Source organism: Herbaspirillum autotrophicum, from assembly GCF_001189915.1.
GTDB classification, from domain to species: domain Bacteria; phylum Pseudomonadota; class Gammaproteobacteria; order Burkholderiales; family Burkholderiaceae_D; genus Herbaspirillum; species Herbaspirillum autotrophicum.
In genome coordinates this window covers 1-23,850 of the sequence record NZ_LFLS01000055.1, presented here as the reverse complement: position 1 = coordinate 23,850, position 23,850 = coordinate 1, and the positions used below count along the sequence as shown (strand labels likewise).

Sequence of the window (23,850 nt, the reverse complement as noted above, 5' to 3'; positions counted from 1 at the left end):
TTTTCGGTGCTTCGGAGTAGTGCTTGAATTCCATCGAATATGTCGCACGACCTTGCGTTGCCGAACGCAACGATGTCGAGTAACCGAACATTTCCGACAGCGGCACTTCGGCCTTGATGATCTTGCCGCCACCGCCGGCAATTTCATCCATACCCTGAACCATACCGCGACGCGACGACAGATCGCCCATCACAGTACCGGCGTAGTCTTCAGGAGTCTCAACTTCAACTGCCATCATTGGCTCCAGAATGACCGGGCTGGCTTTACGGCAACCATCCTTGAACGCCATCGAACCGGCCATGCGGAATGCATTTTCGTTCGAGTCAACATCATGGTAGGAACCGAAGAACAGCGTAACCTTGACGTCCACAACCGGATAACCGGCCAGCACGCCCGAGTTCAGTGTTTCGCGAACACCCTTTTCAACTGCAGGGATGTATTCACGCGGAACAGTACCACCCTTGATCGCGTCGATGAATTCAAAGCCCTTGCCCGGTTCTTGCGGCTCGATCTTCAGAACCACGTGACCGTACTGACCACGACCACCGGATTGCTTGACGAACTTGCCTTCGATTTCTTCGCAAGTCTTGCGGATGGTTTCGCGATAAGCAACTTGTGGCTTGCCAACGGTCGCTTCAACGTTGAATTCACGCTTCATGCGGTCAACGATAATGTCCAGATGCAACTCGCCCATACCGGCGATGATGGTCTGACCCGATTCTTCATCGGTACGCACGCGGAACGAAGGATCTTCAGCAGCCAGACGGTTCAGCGCCAGGCCCATCTTTTCCTGGTCAGCCTTGGTCTTTGGCTCGACAGCCTGCGAAATCACCGGCTCCGGGAACACCATGCGCTCGAGGACCACAATTGCCTTGTCGTCGCACAATGTGTCACCAGTAGTTGTGTCTTTCAGGCCAACGACAGCGGCGATATCGCCTGCCAGCATTTCCTTGATTTCTTCACGTTGGTTCGCGTGCATCTGAACGATACGACCGATACGTTCTTTCTTCTCTTTAACCGAGTTGAATACGGTATCGCCCGAGTTCAACGTACCCGAGTAGCAACGGATGAAGCACAGCTGACCAACGAACGGGTCAGTTGCGATCTTGAATGCCAGCGCCGAGAACTTCTCGCCATCTTCTGCTTTACGCACAACCGGCTCGTCATCTTCATTCAGACCTGGGACAGGCGGAATATCGATTGGCGACGGCAGGTATTCGATCACGCCGTCCAGCATTGCCTGCACGCCCTTGTTCTTGAACGCTGTGCCGCACATCATCGGCACGATTTCGCTGGCAATGGTACGTTGACGAATCGCAGTCTTGATTTCTTCTTCAGTCAGGTCGCCTTCTTCCAGATACTTGTTCATCAGTTCTTCTGATGCTTCAGCAGCCGCTTCGACCATGTTCTCACGCCACTTCTTCGCCTCAGCCAACAGACTTTCGCGAATTTCCTTGTATTCGAATTTCATGCCCTGGGATGCGTCATCCCAGATGATTTCGCGCATCTTGACCAGATCGATCACGCCTTCGAAATTTTCTTCAGCACCGATAGGCACCTGCATAGGAACAGGATTGGCCTTCAGGCGTGCGCGCATTTGCTCGAAAACCTTGAAGAAGTTCGCGCCGGTACGGTCCATCTTGTTGACGAATGCCAGACGTGGAACCTTGTACTTGTTAGCCTGACGCCATACTGTTTCGGATTGTGGCTGCACGCCACCGACTGCACAGTAAACCATGCAGGCGCCATCCAGAACGCGCATCGAACGCTCAACTTCAATTGTGAAGTCAACGTGGCCCGGGGTATCAATGATGTTGATGTGGTGTGGCTGGAAGTTACCCGCCATGCCCTTCCAGAAACAGGTGGTAGCAGCGGAAGTAATCGTGATGCCGCGCTCTTGCTCTTGTTCCATCCAGTCCATGGTGGCCGCGCCATCATGCACTTCACCAATCTTGTGGTTCACGCCGGTATAGAACAACACACGTTCTGTAGTGGTGGTCTTGCCTGCGTCAATGTGAGCGGAAATACCGATATTGCGATAGCGCTCAATGGGGGTCTTGCGAGCCATGATTTAATCCTAAGTCTTTTAATGCACGAAACCGAGCGTTATTTTTCAATGAAAATATGCGCTCGGCTCGAACAAATTTCAGATGCGGACAGCTGGCTCCCCGTAAGGAGACAACTGCCCAGTCTATTAGAAGCGGAAGTGCGAGAACGCCTTATTCGCTTCAGCCATACGGTGAACTTCATCGCGCTTCTTCATCGCACCGCCACGGCCTTCAGCCGCTTCAATCAATTCACCACCCAAACGTTGCGGCATGGATTTTTCGCTACGCTTGTTTGCGGCTTCGCGCAACCAACGCATCGACAACGCCATACGACGGACAGGACGCACTTCAACAGGCACCTGGTAGTTGGCGCCACCAACACGGCGGGACTTCACTTCGACCATAGGCTTGCAATTGTTCAACGCTGCGGAAAACACTTCCAGCGGATCTTTGCCTGTCTTGGTCTGGATATGGTCAAACGCACCGTAGATGATGTTTTCAGCAACAGACTTCTTGCCCGACAGCATCAGAACGTTAACGAACTTAGCAACTTCAACATTGCCGAATTTTGGATCTGGCAGAATTTCCCGCTTGGGGACTTCACGACGACGTGGCATTTCGATTCCTTTTCAGTCTTCAGTTGAGTGAGCGATTACCACTTGCACTCTTCGCTTTCACTCGCGGATGGTCATCATAACCTTCCACTTACTCGGTCCTTCATGGACCGACACACTTCATCTGGCTTGCGCCGGACGAAAACTTATTACTTCTTTGCAGCCTTCGCACGCTTCGCACCGTACTTCGAGCGAGCTTGCTTGCGATCCTTGACGCCCTGGGTATCCAGTGCACCGCGAACCATGTGGTAACGCACACCCGGCAAGTCTTTTACGCGACCGCCGCGAATCAGAACCACACTATGCTCTTGTAAGTTATGGCCTTCACCGCCGATGTACGAAATCACTTCGAAACCGTTGGTCAAACGCACTTTTGCGACTTTACGCAAAGCGGAGTTTGGCTTTTTAGGTGTCGTTGTGTAAACACGGGTACATACACCGCGTTTCTGAGGGCTGTTTTCCAGCGCCGGCGATTTGCTTTTCACGACCGCAGAGACGCGTGGCTGGCGAATCAATTGATTGATGGTTGGCATCGTTTTTTATCCAACAAAGTACGACGTTAATAACATTAGTTCCGAAAACGATTGCCCGGGACTAAACAAGATACTTGCACGAAAGAAACTGTGCATTACGATTCAGCAGACAAAAGGAAGAAGCGTCGCAGAAAGCGGAAGCAGACTAAAGAACGCTTAAGCCCTGAAGAGCCTAAAATCGAGAACTCGCGAGTATATTCCTGAAAACCGAAAGGGTCAAGGTCAGCTTTTCGCGCCGCAGTGGACGCTGCAAAAATGCAACGGCCACCGGCAGCGCTCAGGAAGAGCGCTCAAGACCTGCCACGATCTTACGCCAAACTGCGCTTTCTTCCTTGTTTCTTTCACGGCGAGAGAAAATGTTAATGATCTGATCACCCTTTTTATCGTAAAACTCAACGGAAGTGATCATGCCGTCCTTGGCCGGACGCTTCACCACCCAGCCGCGATCAATATTAGCGCGCAGCAAAGCCAGCTTCAAATCCGGTGCCTGTACCTGAAACCAGTCGCCGACCACCGCTGTCTTGTCTGCCTTGCCGCCGTATATTTGTATCATGCCCGGGTTGGAGACGAATACCAGGACCGGCTGACCTTGTTTCGATGCCTCTGTAAACAGCGTTTCAATTGCCGCCGGCGCAAGGCGGTAGGCCGAATCGGTACCGATAAGCTCCAGTGATTGCTCACGCGTGATGTCAAGATCCTTCACCAGCCGGGCAAACTGATGCACATCCGTCAATTCACTCCATGCCAGGCGCAGCTCCTTGACGTCAGCGTCGGCAGTCGATTTGTGCGCCGGCCTCGACTTCGGCGCGCTGACATTCAGTTTCTCCGGCTGCTGCGCTCCCTTGAAATCCGCCACCAGTTTATTGAAGGCCGGCAGGCCTGATTCGTTATCCAGATAGATCTTGATCACCGCCGTGCCGCTCTGATCAAAAAATTGCAGGCTGCGCAGCGTCCTCCCGTTCTTCGCCGGTTGCTCCACGGCAAAACCATAACTCCACTTATCCATCGAAAACCGCAAGTCGATTGCCCCGCCGGCGAATCCGGAAGGCGGTATGACTCGCCCCTCCTCATTCAGGCGCGCCTTGGTGACACTGCCCACACGTTCGATCACAGCACTGTCGTTGCGCGTCACCGATTTGATTTGTCCCAACTCATAGATCCGGTCAAAGATGGCCTTCCATTCCTCGCGACCATCGCGCAATCGCGTCACACCATTGCCGACTTTGGCGGCCAGCAGTTCAGCTTCGGAGATCCCCTGTTGTTGTGCCTGCTCGCGCGCATGCAGGTGTTGTTGCGCGGGCGTTTCGGCCTGCGCAACCGCCGCTGCCAGAACACCAAAACTGACCGCGGCGACGACCATGCGACCTGCGTTAAATACTTTTCCTGACATGATTTCTTGCTCCAGTTGATGATTACCGTGATTACTCAAAGCACGATGGGCGCTGCCACATCAGTATTCGAATTTCGCGCTGATGTTGAAGCTACGGCCGGGTTCGGTATAGGCGTCCTTGTTGGTTGCGTTGTCTGCCAATGACAGGCCGCGGATATCGGTCCAGCTCCAATACTTGCGGTCAAACAGGTTGCGGATGCCGGCATACAGCACGGCATTCTTGCTGAAACGATAACCCGAGCTCAGATCCATCACGAAGAACGATGGCGAAACAAAGTTGGTGGCGGTCGGAATATCGTCCTTCTTCTTGGCCGCGTTGTAGATCACATCGCTTTGCAGGAACCAGACCTGATTCGGCTCGTAGCGTACGCCGGCGACGACCGACAGCGGCGCCACCGATTCCAGCCCGGCCTCTTTGCCGGCCTGATTGGTGGATTTACCCTTGGTGTAGGCGAAGCCGGTCTTCACCGTCAAACCATTTTCCATACGCCAGTCGAGACGCCCCTCGAGACCTTGTATCGTCGCCTTTGCTGCGTTGATGTATTGGTTGATGCGCGGATCTGCCGCAGTCAGGCTGCCGGGATAAACAACCACCACGTCAATGAAATTCCGATATTTTCCATAGTACGCAGCGGCGCTGTAATTGAAGAGGCCGAGCGCCGATGGCAGCTTGCCACGGAAGCCCACCTCATAGGAATTGCTGGTTTCGGATTTCAGATTCGGGTTGGCAACCTGGGAGTATCCCTGTGCAGCATTGTTGAAGTAGGAATTGACTTCTTGCGGCGATGGCGAACGGAAGCCCCTTGCGTACTGCACATACGGAATGAATGCCGGCGTCACTTCATACATGAACGCCAATCGCGGCGACAGTGCACTATCCGTTTTTGTGGTGGCGGGCTGACCATTGGCGATGGCTTGCTTGTCGTACTTGGCGCTGGCCTTTGGCTCCAGCTTGTAGGCGTCATAGCGCAATCCGGGGATGATGCTCAATGCGCCGATGCGCATGTCGTCCTGCACATAGCTGCCAATGACGCTGTACTCGGTCTTCGGAAAGTATTCGCAATACTGCGTGCCGGTGCACGTATTCCAGGCGGTACCTGAAGCCGACATTTGCATCGTCGCCATGCTGGCATCGATACCATAGGTCAGCTTGTGTTTGACGTAGCCTGTATTGAAACTGCTCTCGGCCAGCACACCGCCGCCAACGATATCGTCCTGGTAAGTGATGTCACGGAAACGTGGCCGGGTTGGTGCCAAACCGCTCTCAAACGAATATTGATGCGTCTTTGCATCGCGATAGTACAGATTGGCACGCAGCTTCTGCAGATAGGGATTGTCAGCATTGTCATGCTCGAAGATCAATTGGAGTTTGTTGCTGTTGACATCACTGGTGCTTTGATAGCCCGTGATGTTCGGCAGCGCCACTGCTGACAGACTATCGGCGCGCAATTTGTTCTCGACTGTTTCAAAACTCAGCTTGAGCACGTTACGCGGGTCAATCTTGAACACCAGCTTTCCCAGCGCGGAACGATTGTCATAGGTAAGCGGATCAGCCTTGGTGCGGGCCGTCCCCGCACCGCCGACACTGCCCTTGGTTTCGGTCTCATTGCCGTGACGCGCATTCAGCACCAGCATCCCTTGCACGACGTCATTGCCGAACGCCATGGTGCCGGTGGCCCCGTAGCTGTTGTCGCTGGAATCATAGGACGGACGTACCGCAAAATAGCTGCTCTTGCCGAAGACGTTGAGCAGGTCTTGCGGATCTTTGGTGACAAAATTGACGACGCCGGTCAGGCCATCACTGCCGTACATCGACGACGCCGGGCCGCGCAGGATTTCAATGCGTTGATACAGATCGGTATCGGTGTAGGCGCCGCGTCCGGCGAACATCGTGCCCTGGCTGAACGAGCGCGGCAGGGCAACGCCGTCTTCCAGCAGCATCACGCGATTGCCGTCAAGGCCGCGAATACTAATGCCTTCATTGCCGCCACGCCCCATGGTGGCCGAGGCGCCCGTCACACCGCCAACACGATAGACCGAGCGGCGCACTTCCACACCCGGCTCGTAGCGCAAGGCATCCTTGATGTCCTTGGCGTTTTGCTGCTCGATTTCTTCCGAGGTAATCACCGATACGGTGGCGGCGACACGATTGAGATCGGCGTCTACGCCACGTGCGGAAATAACGGTAATGTCGTCCAGTGGCCGGCTTTGCGCCAGCAACTGTGGCGCGGATTGTGGCGATTGTTGTGCCAATGCAGGCATGACAGCCCATTGTTGCAATACGACGGCCGTAGCCAGCGCGAGTTTCTTTTTGCAGAAACGCATAGTAACCATTCCCTGAGTGGATTAGGTTACTGGCGTCTACGCTGGCTACCTGAGTTATTGTGATTATTGTTTGCCGTATACCTGCCATCCGACGTCAGCGTCGGATGTACTTTTGTATTTTGACGCGCAGCGAAGTTGGCATTTGGCAGCACGCTGCCGGCCGCAAGGCATCCTGCCCGTCGAAGCAAAAACAAACTTTGTAAATAAGAATTATTATTATTTGTGGATTGTAGTAGAAAGATTCTTCTGACTCAAGACGATTCAAAGAAACTTGTATTCGCCGTTTCATATTCGCATCAACCATAAAAAAAGCGGCACCAGAATTTCTTCTGATGCCGTTGTTCCTGATGCCGTCTGCGGCCTTGAGCGGGCCATCCGGCTATGCCGTTCGCTCTGTACAGCGACTGTTCTGATGCGTTGCGCTTCAGCTGCTTTCCGGTAATCCGCGAGTCAACGCCTGCTCTTCAAGCGCCGGCGGGCGCTGCGACAATGCAAGGTTCAGGAGGCATGCTCCAAACCTGCCACGATCTTGCGCCAGACTGCGGTCTCTTCCGTATTTTTTTCGCGACGCGAAAAAATGTTGATGATCTGGTCGCCGTTTGCGTCATAAAACTCGACCGACGTAATCATGCCATCCCTGGCCGGGCGCTTCACTACCCAGCCTCGCGCTATACCGGCCTTGCGCAATGCCATCCGAAAGTCCGGTGCCTGCACCTGATACCAGTCGCCGGCTGCCGTCGCCTGCTCCACCTTGCCACCATAGATTTGTATGATCCCGGGATTGGATACAAATACCAGCAATGGCTGACCTGACTTCGCCGCTTCATCGAACAACACGTGGACGGCGCGCGGCGCAATCTTGTAAGCCGCATCGGTACCGATCAATTCAAACGATTGCTCGCGACTGATTCCCAAGTCTTTAAGCAGTCGTCCGAAGTCGTGTACGTCCGTCAGCTCGCTCCAGGACAATTTCAGTTCCTTTACATCTTCCGTTGTCACCGGTTTGGCTCCAGTTTTATGCGGCAAGGGTTCGGCCTTGAATACGACTCTCTGAACCGGGGCCTTGAAATCGACAACCAGTTTCCTGAACGCCGGTACGGCTTGATTGTTATCCAGAAATATTTTGTTGACGGCCGTGCCGGTGTGATCATAAAACTGCAAACTGTATTGCACTTTCCCGTACTGATCCGCCTGCTCCAGCGCGAACCCGGAACGCCACTTGTCCATCATGAAACGCAGATCAATCGCACCGCCGAGAAACCCGGTTGGAGGCACCACGCGCCCTTCCTCATTCAGACGCGCCTTGGTCACGCTGCCGATACGTTCAACTACGACACTGCCGTTGTGTGTCACTGACCTGATTTGTCCCAACGCATAGAGCCGGTCGTAGATCGCCTTCCATTCCTTCTCGCCGTCGCGCAGGCGGATCACGCCTTTGCCCACTTTCGCAGACAACAATTCTGCTTCCGATGCGGCTTCCTGTTGCACCTTGCCCTGCGTCATCAACGCGATACCTGACGCCACAGGCTGCGCTCCCACAGAAGCCATCACACTCATGCCGATCACTCCTGCTGCGATTCGTTTTATCAAGAACTGACTGCCTGACATATTGCATTACTCCGGTTGATTGATACTGCAATCGATCGAAGGGCGACCAGCGCCCGCCGCGTTAATACTCGAATTTGGCGCTGATGTTGAAGCTGCGACCTGGCTCGGTGAAGGCATCCTTGTTGATATCGGAGATGCTCAAGCCGCGGATATCGTTCCAGCTCCAGTAGTGGCGATCGAACAGATTGCGAATGCCGGCGTAGATAATCGCGTGCTTGTTGAGTCGATAGCCGCCGCTGATGTCGGTGACAAAGAATGACGGCGAGACGAAATCTGTCGACTTCTTGATGTCTGCCCGATTCTTGGCCGTGTTGTAAATCATGTCCGTCTGCGCGAACCAGATATCACTTGGCTCGTAGCGCAAGCCAAGTACGACCGATAGCGGCGAGATACTGTCCAGTCCGCTTTGCTTGCCGGTGCGGTCGGTTCGCGTGCCCTTGGTGTAGGCAAAGCCGGTTTTCATACTGAAGCCACCGTTGAGGCGCCAATCCAGCTTTCCTTCGTATCCGGATATTTTGGCTTTGGCGGCGTTCACGTTTTGATAAATGACGGAATTACCTGGGGCTCCCGTACCGCTCTTTTGCATCTCAATGAAATTGCTGTAGCGACCATAAAAAGCAGCGGCGCTGTAACGCAGTTGACCCGACGATATCGTCAACTTGCCGCGTAGCCCCAGCTCATATGAATTACTGGTTTCAGGCTTGAGATCGGGATTGGATATCTGGCGATACGCACCGCGAGATGTCACGTTTGAGAAAAATGAATTCACGTCCTGCGGTGAAGGCGCTCGAAATCCTCTCGCATACTGAACATAAGGGATCAGGGCTGGCGACACTTCATACAGCAGCGCCAGTCTCGGCGAGAGGGCACTGTCCGAGCTCGTTACTGCCGGCTGTCCATTGGCACCGGCTTGCGCGTCATATTTGGCACTGCCTTTCGGCTTCAACTCATAGGTGTCATAGCGCAGGCCTGGTATCAGCGTCATTGCACCGTAACGCATTTCATCCTGGGCGTAGAAACCGAACACCGTATATTCAGTTTTCGGAAAATATTCACAATACTCAAATCCGGTACAAGTACGCCATTCTGATCCGCTCGCGCTGGTCTTCAGTGTCGACAGACTGGCATCCAATCCATACACCAGTTTGTGCTTGAGGCCGCCGCTGTGGAAATTGCTCTCGGCCAAAATACTGCCGCCGAATATTGCGTCGGCATAATTGGTATCCCGTGAGCGTGTTTGCTCGATGGCGCGGCCTCTGGTAGCAACATACGCTTGATTGGCATATTGATTGGTTTTTGCCTCGCGATAATAGAGTACAGCCTGTAGTTTCTGTATCAGCTTTTGGTCGCTGTCGTTGTAGTCATACGTCAATCCGACTCTGTTGCTGCTGACTTTACTGCGCGTCTGGTATCCGGTCGTAACAGCGGTTCCCAGGCTATTCATGCCGAATGCCGATAAACCTTCTCCGCTCATCTTGTTCTCAAGCACGCCAACAGTCAGCTTGAACGTATTTTGCGCACTAGCCTTGAATACCAGCTTGCCCAACGCCGAACGGTTGTTGTAACGCAGCGGGTCGGACCGGGTGCGATTCTCGCCGGTGATATCCTGCTCACCCTTGTTGTCGGTTTCGTTGCCGTAGCGTCCGCCGAATACCAGCATGCCCTGCCAGCGTTCACTCCCGAACGCCATCGTCGCGGTGGTCGACAGGCTGTGATCCACCGAATCATAGGACGGTCTGATCGAAAAATAGCTGCTTTTGCCAACTGCATTGAGCAAGTCTTGCGGATCTTTGGTGATGAAGTTGACGGCACCGGTCAGGCCATCGCTGCCATACATTGATGAAGCCGGCCCGCGCAATATTTCTATGCGCTGATACAACTCCGTGTCGGTATAGGCGCCGCGTCCGGCACTCGTGACACCCATGCTGTAAGCGCGTGGCAATGGCACGCCATCTTCCAGCAGCAGCACCCGGTTGCCATCGAGCCCGCGTATGCTGATGCCCTCGTTTCCTGCTCTCCCGGTAATGCCCGTTGCTCCACTTGGCCGGTATGCGGACCGACGCACATCCACGCCCGGCTCATAGCGCAGGGCGTCTTTGATGTCTTTGGCATTGTGTTCTTCCAGGTCTTCAGCGGTGATCACTGATACGGTTGCGGCAGCATGATTGATATCACCGGCACCACCGCGACTCGCCGTGACCGTGACGTCTTCCAGATTGGCATCGGGTTTATCCTGCTGCCGGGCCATCGCCGGTAACAGCAAGCATTGCTGCAGCACCAGCACCAACCCCAGTGCCAATTTTTTCTTGTACAAGACCATCGTATCCATTCCCCGTTTTCAGATGGATTACTAGCGGTGTACGACGGCTGGCTACCGAGTTGATTGATGCACTCAACCGGCTTGGCGGCGGTGCGGTGTTGATGACTCCTTATGCCGGAGTTCGACACGTCAGCGTTTAGCAAAAGAAAATTTCGCCAAAGTAAATGTGAAACGCTATTGTCTTTGAATTTTTGTTTCCACAAAAGCAATATTTCGATGATTTCCCAAATAAGCATTCATTGTCGAATTATTACTATTCGCCGGTAAATCAATACATTTTCGACATAAAAAAACGGCGTCAGAATTTCTTCTGACGCCGTTTTCATTTCACCCGCGATACGCTGCGGGCTTGCTGTTACATCAAGCTTCGCCGTCGGCGCCGCCAAATGTTTCAGCCGAATGTGCTTCGGTTTCGCTGATGCGTGCCTGACGTTCCGATTCCAGCAACGCAGTACGCTCTTCGGCTTCCCATGCATCTTTTTCCTTGCGGGCACGGTGATACGCGAGACCGGTACCGGCAGGGATCAGACGACCGACGATCACGTTTTCCTTCAGACCGCGCAGGCCATCGCGCTTGCCCATGATCGCGGCTTCGGTCAGCACGCGGGTAGTTTCCTGGAACGATGCGGCCGAGATGAACGAATCGGTCGACAACGATGCCTTGGTAATACCCAGCAACACGTTCTCGTAAGTTGCAGGAATCTTGGTTTCTGCCACTACGCGATCGTTTTCGTCGAGCAATTCGGAACGCTCAACCTGCTCACCGGTGATGTAGTTGGTATCGCCCGGATCGACCACCTGCACGCGACGCAACATCTGACGCACGATCACTTCAATGTGCTTGTCGTTGATCTTCACGCCTTGCAGACGGTACACGTCCTGCACTTCGTCGACGATGTAACGTGCCAGCGCTTCGATACCCAGCAAACGCAGAATGTCTTGCGGATCAGCCGGACCGTCAACAATCATTTCACCCTTGTTCACCACCTGGCCGTCATGCACCAGTACCTGCTTGTCCTTGGTGATCAGGAATTCATGCTTGGCGCCGTCCATGTCTGTAATTTCCAGACGTTGCTTGCCCTTGGTTTCCTTACCGAATGCCACAGTACCTGTGACTTCAGCCAGCATACCTGCATCCTTCGGCGAACGCGCTTCGAACAACTCGGCAACACGCGGCAGACCACCGGTGATGTCACGTGTCTTCTGCGATTCAGTCGGGATACGCGCCAGCACTTCACCGACGGTAACTTGCTGACCGTCTTTCACGGTAATCAGCGCACCAACCTGGAAGCCGATCGTCACTGCATGTTCGGTACCGGCGATCTTGACTTCTTCGCCTTGTTCGTTGAGCAGCTTGACCTGCGGACGCAAGATCTTAGCGGCGGACGAACCGCGACGCTTGGCATCGATAACCACCAATGTCGACAGACCGGTCACTTCATCGATCTGCTTGGCCACGGTCGAACCTTCTTCGACGTTTTCAAACTTCACGGTACCGGTGTACTCGGTGATGATAGGACGGGTCAGCGGATCCCATGTTGCCAATGCTGTACCAGCCTTGATCACCAGACCGTCCTTGACGATCAGCGTCGCACCGTACGGTACTTTATGACGCTCACGCTCACGGCCCAGGTCATCGGTAATCAACACTTCGCCGGAACGGGAAATGACGATCAGCTCGCCCTTGCCGTTGGTGACGTAACGCATTGTCGCCGTGAAGCGGATGGTACCGTTCGACTTGGCTTCAACCGACGACGCCACTGCTGCACGCGATGCCGCACCACCAATGTGGAACGTACGCATGGTCAGCTGAGTACCTGGCTCACCGATCGACTGCGCGGCGATAACACCGACTGCTTCACCGGAGTTGACCATCGAGCCGCGGCCCAGATCGCGACCGTAGCACTTGGCGCACAGACCGTAACGGGTGTCGCAAGTCAGCGGTGTACGTACCTTGACTTCGTCGATGCCCAGACGTTCGATTTCTTCCACTGCATCTTCGTCCAGCAGCGTACCGGCTTCGTATTGCGTAGCCTGTGTTTCCGGATTGATGATGTCGGTGGCAGCAACACGACCCAGAATACGGTCACGCAGCGCTTCGATAACTTCACCGCCTTCGACCATGGCCTTCATCGACGCACCGTTGGAAGTGCCGCAATCATCTTCGATCACGACCAGATCCTGGGTAACGTCAACCAGACGACGTGTCAGGTAACCCGAGTTCGCTGTCTTCAACGCGGTATCCGCCAGACCCTTACGGGCACCGTGGGTCGAGATGAAGTACTGCAACACGTTCAGGCCTTCGCGGAAGTTCGCGGTAATCGGCGTTTCGATAATCGAACCGTCCGGCTTGGCCATCAGACCACGCATACCTGCCAACTGGCGAATCTGGGCTGCGGAACCACGCGCACCGGAGTCGGCCATCATGTAAATCGCGTTGAACGATTCCTGAGTGCCCTTGGTACCATCGCGGCGGACGACATCTTCCACCTTCAGCTGGTCCATCATGGCCTTGCCGACGTCATCACCGGCCTTGCCCCAGATATCCACCACTTTGTTGTAGCGCTCGCCGGCTGTTACCAGACCGGAGGAGTACTGTTGTTCGATCTGTTTGACTTCGCTTTCGGCGGTCGCAATGATGGTCGCCTTTTGTGGCGGCACCAGCATGTCATCGACGCAGATCGAGATACCGGCACGGGTCGCCAGACGGAAACCCGATTGCATCAGTTGATCGGCAAAGACGACCGTTGCGCGCAGACCGCACTTTCGGAACGACGTGTTGATCAGCTTCGAGATTTCCTTCTTCTTCAGTGCACGGTTCAGCACGGAGAATGGCAAGCCCTTAGGCAGGATTTCCGACAGGATCGCACGACCGACAGTGGTCTCGTAACGCTTGACTGTTCTGACGAACTCACCTGTGTCGAGATCCTTTGGATTCTCGACGATACGCACGGTGATACGGGTCGCCAGTTCAACTTCCTTGTTGTCGTAGGCACGAATGACTTCCGACACGTCCTGGAACATCATGCCTTCGTTCTTGGCATTGATGGCTTCGCGAGTCGCGTAGTACAGACCCAGCACGATATCCTGGGAAGGTACGATCGACGGTTCGCCGTTGGACGGGAACAGAATGTTGTTCGACGCCAGCATCAGCGTACGCGCTTCCATCTGCGCTTCGATCGACAATGGAACGTGGACCGCCATCTGGTCACCGTCGAAGTCGGCGTTGAACGCGGCGCACACCAGCGGATGCAACTGAATGGCCTTGCCTTCGATCAGGACCGGCTCAAACGCCTGGATACCCAGACGGTGCAATGTCGGTGCGCGGTTCAGCATGACCGGATGTTCGCGGATCACGTCTTCCAGGATGTCCCAGACCACAGGTTCCTGAATTTCAACCAGTTTCTTGGCAGCCTTGATGGTAGTCGCCAGACCCATCAATTCGAGCTTGTTGAAAATGAATGGCTTGAACAGTTCCAGCGCCATCAGTTTCGGCAAGCCGCATTGATGCAACTTGAGCTGCGGTCCCACCACGATCACCGAACGGCCGGAATAGTCGACGCGTTTGCCCAGCAAGTTTTGACGGAAACGACCGCCCTTGCCCTTGATCATTTCGGCCAGCGACTTCAGCGGACGCTTGTTGGCGCCAGTCATTGCCTTGCCGCGACGACCGTTGTCCAGCAGCGAGTCAACCGCTTCCTGCAACATCCGCTTTTCATTGCGCGTGATGATTTCAGGAGCGCGCAATTCCATCAGGCGCTTCAGACGATTGTTACGGTTGATGACGCGGCGATACAGATCGTTCAGATCGGAGGTCGCGAAACGACCGCCGTCCAGCGGTACCAGCGGACGCAATTCCGGCGGCAGCACTGGCAGCACTTCCATGATCATCCAGTCCGGCTTGATACCGGAACGCTGGAATGCTTCCAGCACTTTCAGACGCTTGGCGTATTTCTTGATCTTGGCTTCGGACTTCGATTCCTTCAGTTCCACGCGCAGAGTTTCTGCATCGCGGTCGATGTCGATCGAACGCAGCAATTCGCGGATACCTTCGGCGCCCATGAATGCGGTGAAGTCGTCGCCGTACTCTTCGTACTTGGCTGCGAAGTCATCTTCCGACATGATCTGGCACTTCTTCAGCGGAGTCATGCCAGGATCGGTCACAACATAGGCTTCGAAATACAGAACACGTTCGATATCCCGCAGGGTCATGTCGAGGACCATGCCCAGACGTGACGGCAGCGATTTCAGGAACCAGATGTGGGCAGTCGGCGAGGCCAGCTCGATGTGGCCCATGCGCTCACGACGCACCTTGGCCAGTGTGACTTCAACGCCGCACTTTTCGCAGATCACGCCGCGGTGCTTCAGGCGCTTGTACTTGCCGCAAAGGCATTCGTAGTCTTTGATCGGGCCAAAGATCTTGGCGCAGAACAGACCGTCGCGCTCAGGTTTGAATGTACGATAGTTGATGGTTTCCGGCTTCTTGACTTCGCCGTAGGACCACGAACGGATTTTTTCAGGGGACGCAAGACCAATCTTGATCGCGTCGAATTGTTCGTTTTGCTGAACTTGCTTGAATAAATCGAGCAGTGCTTTCATGTATCACTCCAGGTTGGCGTGAGGACGCTATGTAACGCGCTATGTATAACGAGGTGGCCGTACCCTACTGCTTACACCCTGTTCGCACATGCGGGAGAGCCGTGGCTTGCGCCGGGTTCCGCCTGTACCGGGACAGTCTTGTACGTCCAAACTGCAGAGACTTTTTACGGTTTTACTGCTTTGCTGTCTTGCTTCATACAACCAGACAGGGGAGCGACGGCTGAACCGTCACTCCCCTTCAGAACATCAGTCGCGTTCCAGATCGATATCGATACCGAGCGAGCGGATTTCCTTGACCAACACGTTGAAGGACTCCGGCATGCCGGCGTCAATCACGTGATCGCCCTTGACCAGGTTTTCATAAACCTTGGTCCGGCCATTCACGTCATCGGACTTCACAGTCAGCATTTCCTGCAGCACATACGATGCGCCGTAGGCTTCCAGTGCCCAGACTTCCATCTCACCGAAGCGTTGACCACCGAACTGCGCCTTGCCGCCCAGCGGTTGCTGGGTAACGAGCGAGTAAGGACCGGTCGAACGGGCATGCATCTTGTCGTCCACCAAGTGATGCAGTTTCAGGTAATGCATGTAGCCGACGGTAACCGAACGCTCGAAAGCTTCGCCGGTACGGCCGTCATACATCGTGACCTGATTCTTGGAGGCGGTCATGCCCAGTTGCTTGGCGATGTGATCCGGATAAGCCAGATCCAGCATGCGACGTGTTTCATCTTCATGCGCACCGTCAAACACCGGCGTTGCAAACGGAACGCCCTTCTTCAGGTTGCTTGCCAGTTCCAGGATTTCTTCATCGCTGAACTTGTCGAGCTCTTCCTTCTTGCCCGATTCGTTGTAGATGGTCGTCAGGAACTTGCGCAGTTCAGCAATCTGCACGTGCGCATTCAGCATTTCGCCGATACGCAGGCCCAGACCCTTGGCTGCCCAGCCCAGGTGAACTTCCAGCACCTGACCAACGTTCATCCGCGATGGCACGCCCAGCGGGTTCAGCACGATGTCTGCCGGTGTACCGTCGGCCATGTGCGGCATGTCTTCGATTGGCAGAATGCGCGAAACCACACCCTTGTTACCGTGGCGACCCGCCATCTTGTCACCTGGTTGCAGGCGACGTTTGACGGCCAGGTAAACCTTGACCATCTTTTGCACGCCTGGCGGCAATTCATCGCCCTGCGTCAGCTTCTTGCGCTTCTCTTCGAAAGCCAGATCGAACTGGTGACGCTTTTCGGCGATCGATTCCTTGATCGCTTCCAGTGCTGTCGCCATGTCGTCTTCTGCCGGACGAATATCGAACCAGTGGTACTTGTCCAGATCGGCCAGGTATTCCTTGGTCAGCTTGGTGCCCTTGACCAGTTTCTTCGGACCACCGTTGGCAACCTTGCCGATCAGCATCTTTTCGAGACGCTGGAAGGCATCGCCTTCAACGATACGCAACTGGTCGTTCAGGTCCAGGCGATAGCGCTTCAGTTCATCATCGATGATCTGCTGTGCGCGCTTGTCGCGTTGGATACCTTCGCGGGTAAACACTTGCACGTCAATCACGGTACCGACCATGCCGGATGGTACGCGCAGCGACGTATCCTTAACATCGGAAGCCTTCTCGCCGAAAATCGCGCGCAGCAGCTTTTCTTCCGGTGTCAGTTGGGTTTCGCCCTTTGGCGTGACCTTACCAACCAGGGTATCGCCGGCTTCGACTTCAGCGCCGATGTAGGTAATACCGGATTCATCCAGACGTGCCAGCTGATTTTCTGCCAGGTTCGAAATATCACGTGTGATTTCTTCGGCGCCCAGCTTGGTGTCACGTGCCACGACCGACAATTCTTCGATGTGAATCGAAGTGTAGCGGTCATCGGCAACAACCTTTTCGGAGATCAGAATCGAATCTTCGAAGTTGTAGCCGTTCCATGGCATAAACGCCACCAGCATGTTCTGACCCAGAGCCAGTTCGCCCAGATCGGTCGATGCGCCGTCGGCGATCACGTCATGCTTGGCAACCCGGTCACCAACCTTGACGATCGGACGTTGGTTGATGTTGGTGTTCTGGTTCGAACGGGTGTACTTGATCAGGTTGTAGATATCAACACCGACTTCACCCGCAGTTGCTTCGTCGTCATTGACGCGAATCACGACACGGCCGGCATCGACGTAATCGACGATACCGCCGCGCAATGCCTGCACTGTGGTACCCGAGTCAACTGCCACGGTACGTTCGATACCGGTACCCACCAGCGCTTTTTCAGGACGCAGGCAAGGAACCGCCTGACGTTGCATGTTGGCGCCCATCAATGCACGGTTCGCATCATCGTGTTCGAGGAACGGAATCAGCGAAGCAGCAACCGAAACCACCTGACCTGGCGCCACGTCCATGTACTGAACGCGTTCCGGCGAGACCAGAATGGTTTCACCGGCTTCACGTGCCGACACCAGTTCATCGGACAGCTTGCCCGATGCATCGATGGTGGCATTGGCCTGAGCGATGATGTAACGACCTTCTTCGATGGCCGACAGGTAATCGATCTGATCCGATACCTTGTTGTTCTCAACCTTGCGATACGGGGTTTCCAGGAAGCCGTATTCGTTCAGGCGTGCATACAGCGCCAGCGAGTTGATCAGACCAATGTTCGGGCCTTCAGGCGTTTCGATCGGGCAGACACGGCCATAGTGGGTCGGATGCACGTCACGTACTTCAAAGCCGGCGCGTTCACGTGTCAGACCACCAGGTCCCAGAGCGGATACGCGACGTTTGTGCGTAATTTCCGACAATGGATTGGTCTGATCCATAAACTGCGACAACTGCGACGAACCGAAGAATTCACGGATAGCGGCAGAAATCGGCTTGGAGTTGATCAGATCGTGCGGCATCAGATTGTCCGCTTCGGCTTGGCCGAGGCGTTCTTTCACTGCACGTTCGACCCGCACCAGACCAGCGCGGAATTGATTTTCAGCGAGTTCGCCGACGCAACGGACGCGACGGTTACCCAAGTGATCGATGTCATCGACTTCGCCGCGGCCATTGCGCAGTTCCACCAGAATCTTGATCACGGCCAGGATATCGTCGTTCGACAGCGTCATGGCGCCAGTCAGCTCATCGCGGCCAATACGGCGATTGAACTTCATGCGGCCCACTGCGGACAGATCGTAACGATCTTCGCTGTAGAACAGGCCGTTGAAGAGCGCCTCAACCGAATCTTCGGTTGGCGGTTCGCCAGGACGCATCATGCGATAGATCGCCACGCGTGCAGCGGTCTGATCGGATGTGTCATCAGCGCGCAGGGTTTGCGAAATATAGCCACCCTGATCCAGATCGTTGGTGTACAGCGTCTGGATATCGCTGATGTTCGATTCGCGCAGACGCGCCAGCAATTCTTCGGTCAGTTCATCATTGGCGCTGGCAATCACTTCACCGGTGTCGCCGTCAATGATGTTCTTGGCCAGAACGCGGCCCAGCAGGTAGTCTTCCGGAACCGAAATGTGCTTGATGCCGGCAGCTTCGATATCACGAACGTGCTTGGCGTTGATACGCTTGTCCTTGGCGACCAGAATCTTGCCGGCCTTGTCAGCGATGTCAAAACGCGCAACTTCACCACGCAGACGTTCAGGCACGAATTCCATTTCGGCGCCTTCGGCACGCAGCGCGAAGTTGTCGAACACGAAGAAGTTGGCCAGAATCTGCTCGGATGTCATGCCGATTGCCTTGAGCAGGATCGTCACAGGCATCTTGCGGCGACGGTCAACGCGGAAGAACAGGATGTCTTTCGGGTCGAACTCGAAGTCGAGCCACGAGCCACGGTAAGGAATGATACGGGCCGAGAACAGCAACTTGCCCGAGGAGTGCGTCTTGCCGCGGTCATGTTCAAAGAACACGCCTGGCGAACGGTGCAGCTGCGATACGATCACGCGCTCGGTACCGTTGATCACGAACGAACCGGTCGTCGTCATGAGCGGCAATTCGCCCATGTAGACTTCCTGCTCCTTCATTTCCTTGACGACCGGCTTGGTTGGCGATTCCTTGTCCAGAATCACCAGACGCACTTTCGCACGCAACGGCGATGCAAAAGTCAAACCACGTTGTTGGCATTCCTTGACGTCAAAAGGCGGTGCGCCCAGGACGTACGACAAAAATTCGAGGCGCGCAAATCCATTGTGCGACACGATTGGAAAGATGGAGGTGAAGGCCGATTGCAGACCTTCGTTCTTGCGCTGGGACGGTACTCTGTCCGTTTGCAAGAATGTCTGGTATGACTCGATCTGAGTCGCTAGCAGGAACGGAACGTTGTGGACGTTAGCGCGTTTCGCAAAAGATTTACGAATACGCTTCTTCTCAGTAAATGAGTAGTGCATGGACACTCCGTGAGTGACAGGAAGGATAGAGAGTTCAGGACTCGCCCGGATTGCATCTTGCTGCACTCCGATTACGGCGAAACCTCAAGTCTCAGCCCTTCAGTCTGGGCTGTCATCTGCCTGCGGGAACAGGAACAACAACCGTTAAACATACAAAAATTCGCATACAAAATTACGAAACGACAAAGGAGCCAAAGCCGAATCCCCTTGCGAGGGATTCTGCACTTTGACTCCGGCGGAACAATTCGTCCTTAGTGCGACGAAAATTCCAGCAGAACAATTACTTGATGTCTGCCTTGGCGCCAGCTTCTTCCAGCTTCTTCTTGGCTGCATCGGCGTCTGCCTTGGCAATGCCTTCTTTAACTGGCTTCGGAGCACCATCAACCAGATCTTTAGCTTCTTTCAAGCCCAGACCGGTGATTTCGCGAACTGCCTTAATCACGCCAACCTTGTTTGCGCCGATTTCGGACAGAACAACTGTGAACTCAGTTTGCTCTTCAGCAGCTGCAGCAGCGCCGCCGCCTGCAGGACCAGCAACAGCCATCGCTGCAGCGGATACGCCAAACTTCTCTTCGAATGCCTTTACCAGATCATTCAATTCCAATACTGTCAGGTTGCCTACGGCTTCCAGGATATCGTCTTTGCTAATTGCCATTTGAAACTCCTAATTTTTTCGATAAAACATCTAGTCGGTACTGACGCTAAAAAGCGAAAGACACAGGACCTTGCCAACATCGCGACCGCACGGAGCGGTCAGGCGAATCAGGCTTCGGCTTCGGCAGCTGGTGCTGCTTCTGCAGCCGGAGCTGCCACTGTGCCGGATTCGGCTTCTTTTTTGGCTGCCAGAGCAGCCAGACCACGCGTAAATCCAGCAACCGGAACTTGCATCATGCCCAACAACTGGGCCAGCAAGACTTCGCGGCTTGGGATATTTGCCAATGCAACAACCGCTGCTTTATCCAGCGATTTGCCTGCAAAGTTACCTGCCTTGACTACCAGCTTGTCGTTGGTCTTAGCAAAGTCAGCGATGACTTTAGCTGCAGCAACGGCATCATCCGAGATCGAATAGATCAGCGGGCCGGTCAGTTGGGAGGCGAGGTCGGCAAACGCGGTACCTTCAACAGCGCGACGTGCGAGTGTGTTTTTCAACACGCGCAGATATACGCCTTGGTCCCGCGCTTTTGCGCGCAGTTGCGTCAAGTGACCAACCTGGATGCCACGGTATTCGGCCACGACGATAGTCTGTGCAGTTGCCACTTGGGCTGCGACTTCGGCGACGACGGCCTTCTTGTCATTCAGATTGAGACTCAAGATCAACCTCCAAAAATGATGCTTGGCGATAACACGAACCCAAAGTCCGCTTGCCTTGCATCGGTTCGAACACGGCGTCCGAAGTTAGGAGTTCTTTGCAACGAATCAAAATATCAACACGCTGCTCGAGACTGCAAAACTTGTTCGGGTTCACCATCTGCGTTGGGAATCAGATACGCTGTTGCACCTGACGTTTTAACTTTGTGCCCGACTGCTGCACGCCGCCCAACGGTCTTTGATTGCCTGCACCGGCCTTCTTGCGAAAAACCGGTACAGCCCAAAGATGCGCCCCGCCGCCATCAGGCAACGAGGACTTGATTCTTGCTTAAGCCGACAATGTACCGTGATCTACACGAACGCCTGCGCCCATTGTGGACGACAGCGAAACCTTGCGCAGGTAAACACCCTTGCTGGTTGCTGGCTTGGCTTTGTTCAGTGCATCGATCAGAGCAACCAGATTCGACTTCAGATCTGCGTCGCTGAACGACTTGCGACCGATGGTGGCGTGAATGATGCCAGCCTTGTCGGTACGGTATTGCACTTGACCAGCCTTGGCGTTCTTGACCGCTGTAGCGACGTCAGGAGTAACAGTGCCGACCTTCGGATTTGGCATCAGACCGCGTGGACCCAGGATTTGACCCAGAGTACCAACGATACGCATTGTGTCTGGCGATGCGATCACGATGTCGAAAGGCATGTTGCCGGCTTTGACCATTTCGGCCAGATCTTCCATACCGACCACGTCAGCGCCTGCTGCCTTGGCTTGCTCGGCTTTTTCACCGGAAGCAAAAACAGCGACGCGAACAGTCTTGCCGGTACCGGCAGGCAACACGACCGAACCACGGACAACCTGATCCGACTTCTTCGCATCAACGCCCAATTGGACGGATACGTCGATCGATTCGTTGAACTTGGCAGTTGCCGCTTCTTTGATCAGTGCGACAGCATTGTCGAACGGATAAGCCTTGGTACGATCAATCTTGTCTTTGAATGCTTTGATACGCTTGGATAACTTAGCCATTACAGACCCTCCACCGTGATGCCCATCGAACGAGCGGAACCGGCGATTGTACGCACGGCTGCTTCCATATCGGCAGCAGTCAGATCCGCCTTCTTGGTCGTTGCGATTTCTTCAGCTTGCTGACGTGTCAGCTTGCCAACTTTATCAGTATGTGGCTTCGGCGAACCCTTTTGGATGCCCGCAGCCTTTTTGATCAGGTATGTTGCCGGTGGTGTCTTCATCACGAATGTGAAAGACTTGTCGGCAAATGCGGTGATCACGACTGGAATTGGCATGCCTGGCTCAACGCCTTGAGTCTGTGCATTGAACGCTTTGCAGAATTCCATGATGTTCAGACCGCGCTGACCGAGTGCCGGACCGATTGGTGGGGATGGGTTTGCTTTACCAGCCGGAACTTGCAGCTTGATAAAACCAATGATTTTCTTTGCCATGATGGCTCCTACGTTGATTGAGTATTAGCGCCTTGTCATTTGTCTTGCGACATCTTACCGGGGCTCCTCTGCTTGCCGGATTCGGCAAAATTGGATTTTGCCGCGCGCCGGCGGGCGCTTGAAATGCTTGTCTGAATCAGACTTTTTCGACCTGACCGAACTCCAGTTCAACCGGAGTGGCACGACCGAAAATAGTGACCGATACGCGAACGCGGGATTTCTCGTAATTGACTTCTTCGACATTGCCGTTGAAGTCTGTGAACGGACCATCCTTGATGCGAACCATTTCGCCGACTTCGTACAGTACCTTCGGCCGTGGCTTCTCGATACCGTCTTGCATCTGCTGCATGATCTTGTCGACTTCGTGCGGTGGAATCGGTGTCGGACGATTCGACTTGCCGCCGATGAATCCGGTGACCTTGCTGGTGTTTTTCACCAGATGCCAGGTTTCATCAGTCATTTCCATTTCGACCAGCACATAGCCGGGAAAGAAACGACGTTCGGTAACCGATTTGTGACCATTCTTGACGTCGACAACTTCTTCAGTTGGCACAAGAATCTGGCCGAATTGCTCTTGCATGCCAGCGCGATCGATGCGCTCGGTCAATGCACGCTGCACACTTTTTTCCATGCCCGAGTAGGCATGCACAACGTACCAGCGCTTTTTACCAGCACTAGATGCGCTTTGCGCACCAACTGGTGCGCCGTCTTGTGTGCTATCGCTCATGTTTATTTCCAGCCCAAAATTACGTCATACAACAGGAATTCGAGCAGCTTGTCCGTACCCCAGAGAAAGATTGCCATGATCAGCACGAAAGCAAAAACGATTGCAGTAATCTGCATTGCTTCCTTGCGTGTAGGCCAGACAACTTTTTTGGTTTCGCGAATCGACTCTTTGGCAAAGCTGATGAAGCCACGGCCTTGCTCAGAAGTCCAGGCAAACCCGATTGCCACCAGCAAACCAACTACCAGAGCACATGCACGCACGGCGGTAGACTGACCTGACAACACAAAGAAACCGACGACGCCGGCGATCACGGCCACGATTGCCAGGGCAACCTTGATCTTGTCGCTTGAAGCACCAACGGTCTGGACAGGCTGGTTAGACATTTAATTTACTTTCAGTACCCTACACACCAGAATCGGTGGCAGGGGCGGAGGGCATCGAACCCCCAACCTTCGGTTTTGGAGACCGACGCTCTGCCAATTGAGCTACGCCCCTACAAAAACTTACGATTGAGACACGAATGCCGCAACACGAATTTCGCGCTGCGGCAACATGCTACTCTTTTATTCT

Annotated in this window: 15 protein-coding genes and 1 tRNA gene; all 16 read right to left on the bottom strand. The window is 54.4% G+C overall.

Going from position 1 to position 23,850, the window contains the following annotated elements; genetic code table 11:
- The coding region (gene fusA / locus AKL27_RS25840; RefSeq protein WP_050465779.1) for an elongation factor G at nucleotides 1-2,068 on the bottom strand (2,068 nt) is incomplete at its 3' end.
- A 126-nt stretch (nucleotides 2,069-2,194) separates the two neighbouring features.
- Nucleotides 2,195-2,665: a 30S ribosomal protein S7 gene (rpsG, locus tag AKL27_RS25835; RefSeq protein WP_050465778.1), complete on the bottom strand. Its 471-nt coding sequence runs from the start codon at nucleotides 2,663-2,665 to the stop codon at nucleotides 2,195-2,197.
- Between the two features lie 146 nt (nucleotides 2,666-2,811).
- Nucleotides 2,812-3,195 (bottom strand): 30S ribosomal protein S12, encoded by a 384-nt coding sequence (gene rpsL, locus AKL27_RS25830; RefSeq protein WP_050465777.1) that lies wholly within the window; start codon nucleotides 3,193-3,195, stop codon nucleotides 2,812-2,814.
- A gap of 277 nt (nucleotides 3,196-3,472) precedes the next feature.
- The gene (locus tag AKL27_RS25825; RefSeq protein WP_083439306.1) at nucleotides 3,473-4,585 is read right to left on the bottom strand and encodes a hemin-degrading factor; all 1,113 of its coding nucleotides are present in this window, start codon (nucleotides 4,583-4,585) and stop codon (nucleotides 3,473-3,475) included.
- Between the two features lie 60 nt (nucleotides 4,586-4,645).
- Nucleotides 4,646-6,910 carry a TonB-dependent hemoglobin/transferrin/lactoferrin family receptor gene (locus AKL27_RS25820; protein ID WP_050465776.1) on the bottom strand — a complete coding sequence of 755 codons (2,265 nt, stop codon included), beginning with the start codon at nucleotides 6,908-6,910 and terminating at the stop codon, nucleotides 4,646-4,648.
- Nucleotides 6,911-7,408: 498 nt separating this feature from the next.
- A complete protein-coding gene (locus AKL27_RS25815) occupies nucleotides 7,409-8,434 on the bottom strand; it encodes a ChuX/HutX family heme-like substrate-binding protein (RefSeq protein ID WP_232311110.1) in 1,026 nt (341 codons plus the stop codon).
- Between the two features lie 145 nt (nucleotides 8,435-8,579).
- Entirely contained in the window at nucleotides 8,580-10,847 is a 2,268-nt protein-coding gene (locus tag AKL27_RS25810; RefSeq protein ID WP_332308369.1) for a TonB-dependent hemoglobin/transferrin/lactoferrin family receptor, read from the bottom strand.
- 351 nt (nucleotides 10,848-11,198) lie between these two features.
- The gene (rpoC, locus tag AKL27_RS25805) at nucleotides 11,199-15,437 is read right to left on the bottom strand and encodes a DNA-directed RNA polymerase subunit beta' (RefSeq protein ID WP_050465774.1); all 4,239 of its coding nucleotides are present in this window, start codon (nucleotides 15,435-15,437) and stop codon (nucleotides 11,199-11,201) included.
- Nucleotides 15,438-15,683: 246 nt separating this feature from the next.
- Nucleotides 15,684-19,790 (bottom strand): DNA-directed RNA polymerase subunit beta, encoded by a 4,107-nt coding sequence (gene rpoB, locus AKL27_RS25800; RefSeq protein ID WP_050465773.1) that lies wholly within the window; start codon nucleotides 19,788-19,790, stop codon nucleotides 15,684-15,686.
- 280 nt (nucleotides 19,791-20,070) lie between these two features.
- Nucleotides 20,071-20,445 carry a 50S ribosomal protein L7/L12 gene (gene rplL / locus AKL27_RS25795; protein WP_050465772.1) on the bottom strand — a complete coding sequence of 125 codons (375 nt, stop codon included), beginning with the start codon at nucleotides 20,443-20,445 and terminating at the stop codon, nucleotides 20,071-20,073.
- A 107-nt stretch (nucleotides 20,446-20,552) separates the two neighbouring features.
- Nucleotides 20,553-21,101: a 50S ribosomal protein L10 gene (gene rplJ / locus AKL27_RS25790; protein WP_050465771.1), complete on the bottom strand. Its 549-nt coding sequence runs from the start codon at nucleotides 21,099-21,101 to the stop codon at nucleotides 20,553-20,555.
- A gap of 325 nt (nucleotides 21,102-21,426) precedes the next feature.
- Entirely contained in the window at nucleotides 21,427-22,122 is a 696-nt protein-coding gene (gene rplA, locus AKL27_RS25785) for a 50S ribosomal protein L1 (RefSeq protein WP_050465770.1), read from the bottom strand.
- Nucleotides 22,122-22,553 carry a 50S ribosomal protein L11 gene (gene rplK, locus AKL27_RS25780; RefSeq protein WP_050465769.1) on the bottom strand — a complete coding sequence of 144 codons (432 nt, stop codon included), beginning with the start codon at nucleotides 22,551-22,553 and terminating at the stop codon, nucleotides 22,122-22,124. Before rplK ends, rplA begins: the two co-directional genes overlap by 1 nt.
- Before the next feature lie 136 nt (nucleotides 22,554-22,689).
- Nucleotides 22,690-23,280 carry a transcription termination/antitermination protein NusG gene (gene nusG, locus AKL27_RS25775; protein WP_050465768.1) on the bottom strand — a complete coding sequence of 197 codons (591 nt, stop codon included), beginning with the start codon at nucleotides 23,278-23,280 and terminating at the stop codon, nucleotides 22,690-22,692.
- A 2-nt stretch (nucleotides 23,281-23,282) separates the two neighbouring features.
- Nucleotides 23,283-23,663, bottom strand: a complete 381-nt coding sequence (gene secE, locus AKL27_RS25770; RefSeq protein WP_050465767.1) for a preprotein translocase subunit SecE — start codon at nucleotides 23,661-23,663, stop codon at nucleotides 23,283-23,285.
- A gap of 36 nt (nucleotides 23,664-23,699) precedes the next feature.
- Nucleotides 23,700-23,775 (bottom strand) — tRNA-Trp (locus AKL27_RS25765).
- Nucleotides 23,776-23,850 lie beyond the last annotated feature (75 nt).

Excerpts from the sequence above, each read along its gene's own strand:
- rpsG (WP_050465778.1), bottom strand. The coding sequence starts at position 2,665 with ATGCCACGTCGTCGTGAAGTCCCCAAGCGGGAAATTCTGCCAGATCCA.
- rpsL (WP_050465777.1), bottom strand. The coding sequence starts at position 3,195 with ATGCCAACCATCAATCAATTGATTCGCCAGCCACGCGTCTCTGCGGTC.
- AKL27_RS25825 (WP_083439306.1), bottom strand. The coding sequence starts at position 4,585 with ATGTCAGGAAAAGTATTTAACGCAGGTCGCATGGTCGTCGCCGCGGTC.
- AKL27_RS25820 (WP_050465776.1), bottom strand. The coding sequence starts at position 6,910 with ATGCGTTTCTGCAAAAAGAAACTCGCGCTGGCTACGGCCGTCGTATTG.
- AKL27_RS25810 (WP_332308369.1), bottom strand. The coding sequence starts at position 10,847 with ATGGATACGATGGTCTTGTACAAGAAAAAATTGGCACTGGGGTTGGTG.
- rpoC (WP_050465774.1), bottom strand. The coding sequence starts at position 15,437 with ATGAAAGCACTGCTCGATTTATTCAAGCAAGTTCAGCAAAACGAACAA.
- rpoB (WP_050465773.1), bottom strand. The coding sequence starts at position 19,790 with ATGCACTACTCATTTACTGAGAAGAAGCGTATTCGTAAATCTTTTGCG.
- rplL (WP_050465772.1), bottom strand. The coding sequence starts at position 20,445 with ATGGCAATTAGCAAAGACGATATCCTGGAAGCCGTAGGCAACCTGACA.
- rplA (WP_050465770.1), bottom strand. The coding sequence starts at position 22,122 with ATGGCTAAGTTATCCAAGCGTATCAAAGCATTCAAAGACAAGATTGAT.
- rplK (WP_050465769.1), bottom strand. The coding sequence starts at position 22,553 with ATGGCAAAGAAAATCATTGGTTTTATCAAGCTGCAAGTTCCGGCTGGT.
- nusG (WP_050465768.1), bottom strand. The coding sequence starts at position 23,280 with ATGAGCGATAGCACACAAGACGGCGCACCAGTTGGTGCGCAAAGCGCA.
- secE (WP_050465767.1), bottom strand. The coding sequence starts at position 23,663 with ATGTCTAACCAGCCTGTCCAGACCGTTGGTGCTTCAAGCGACAAGATC.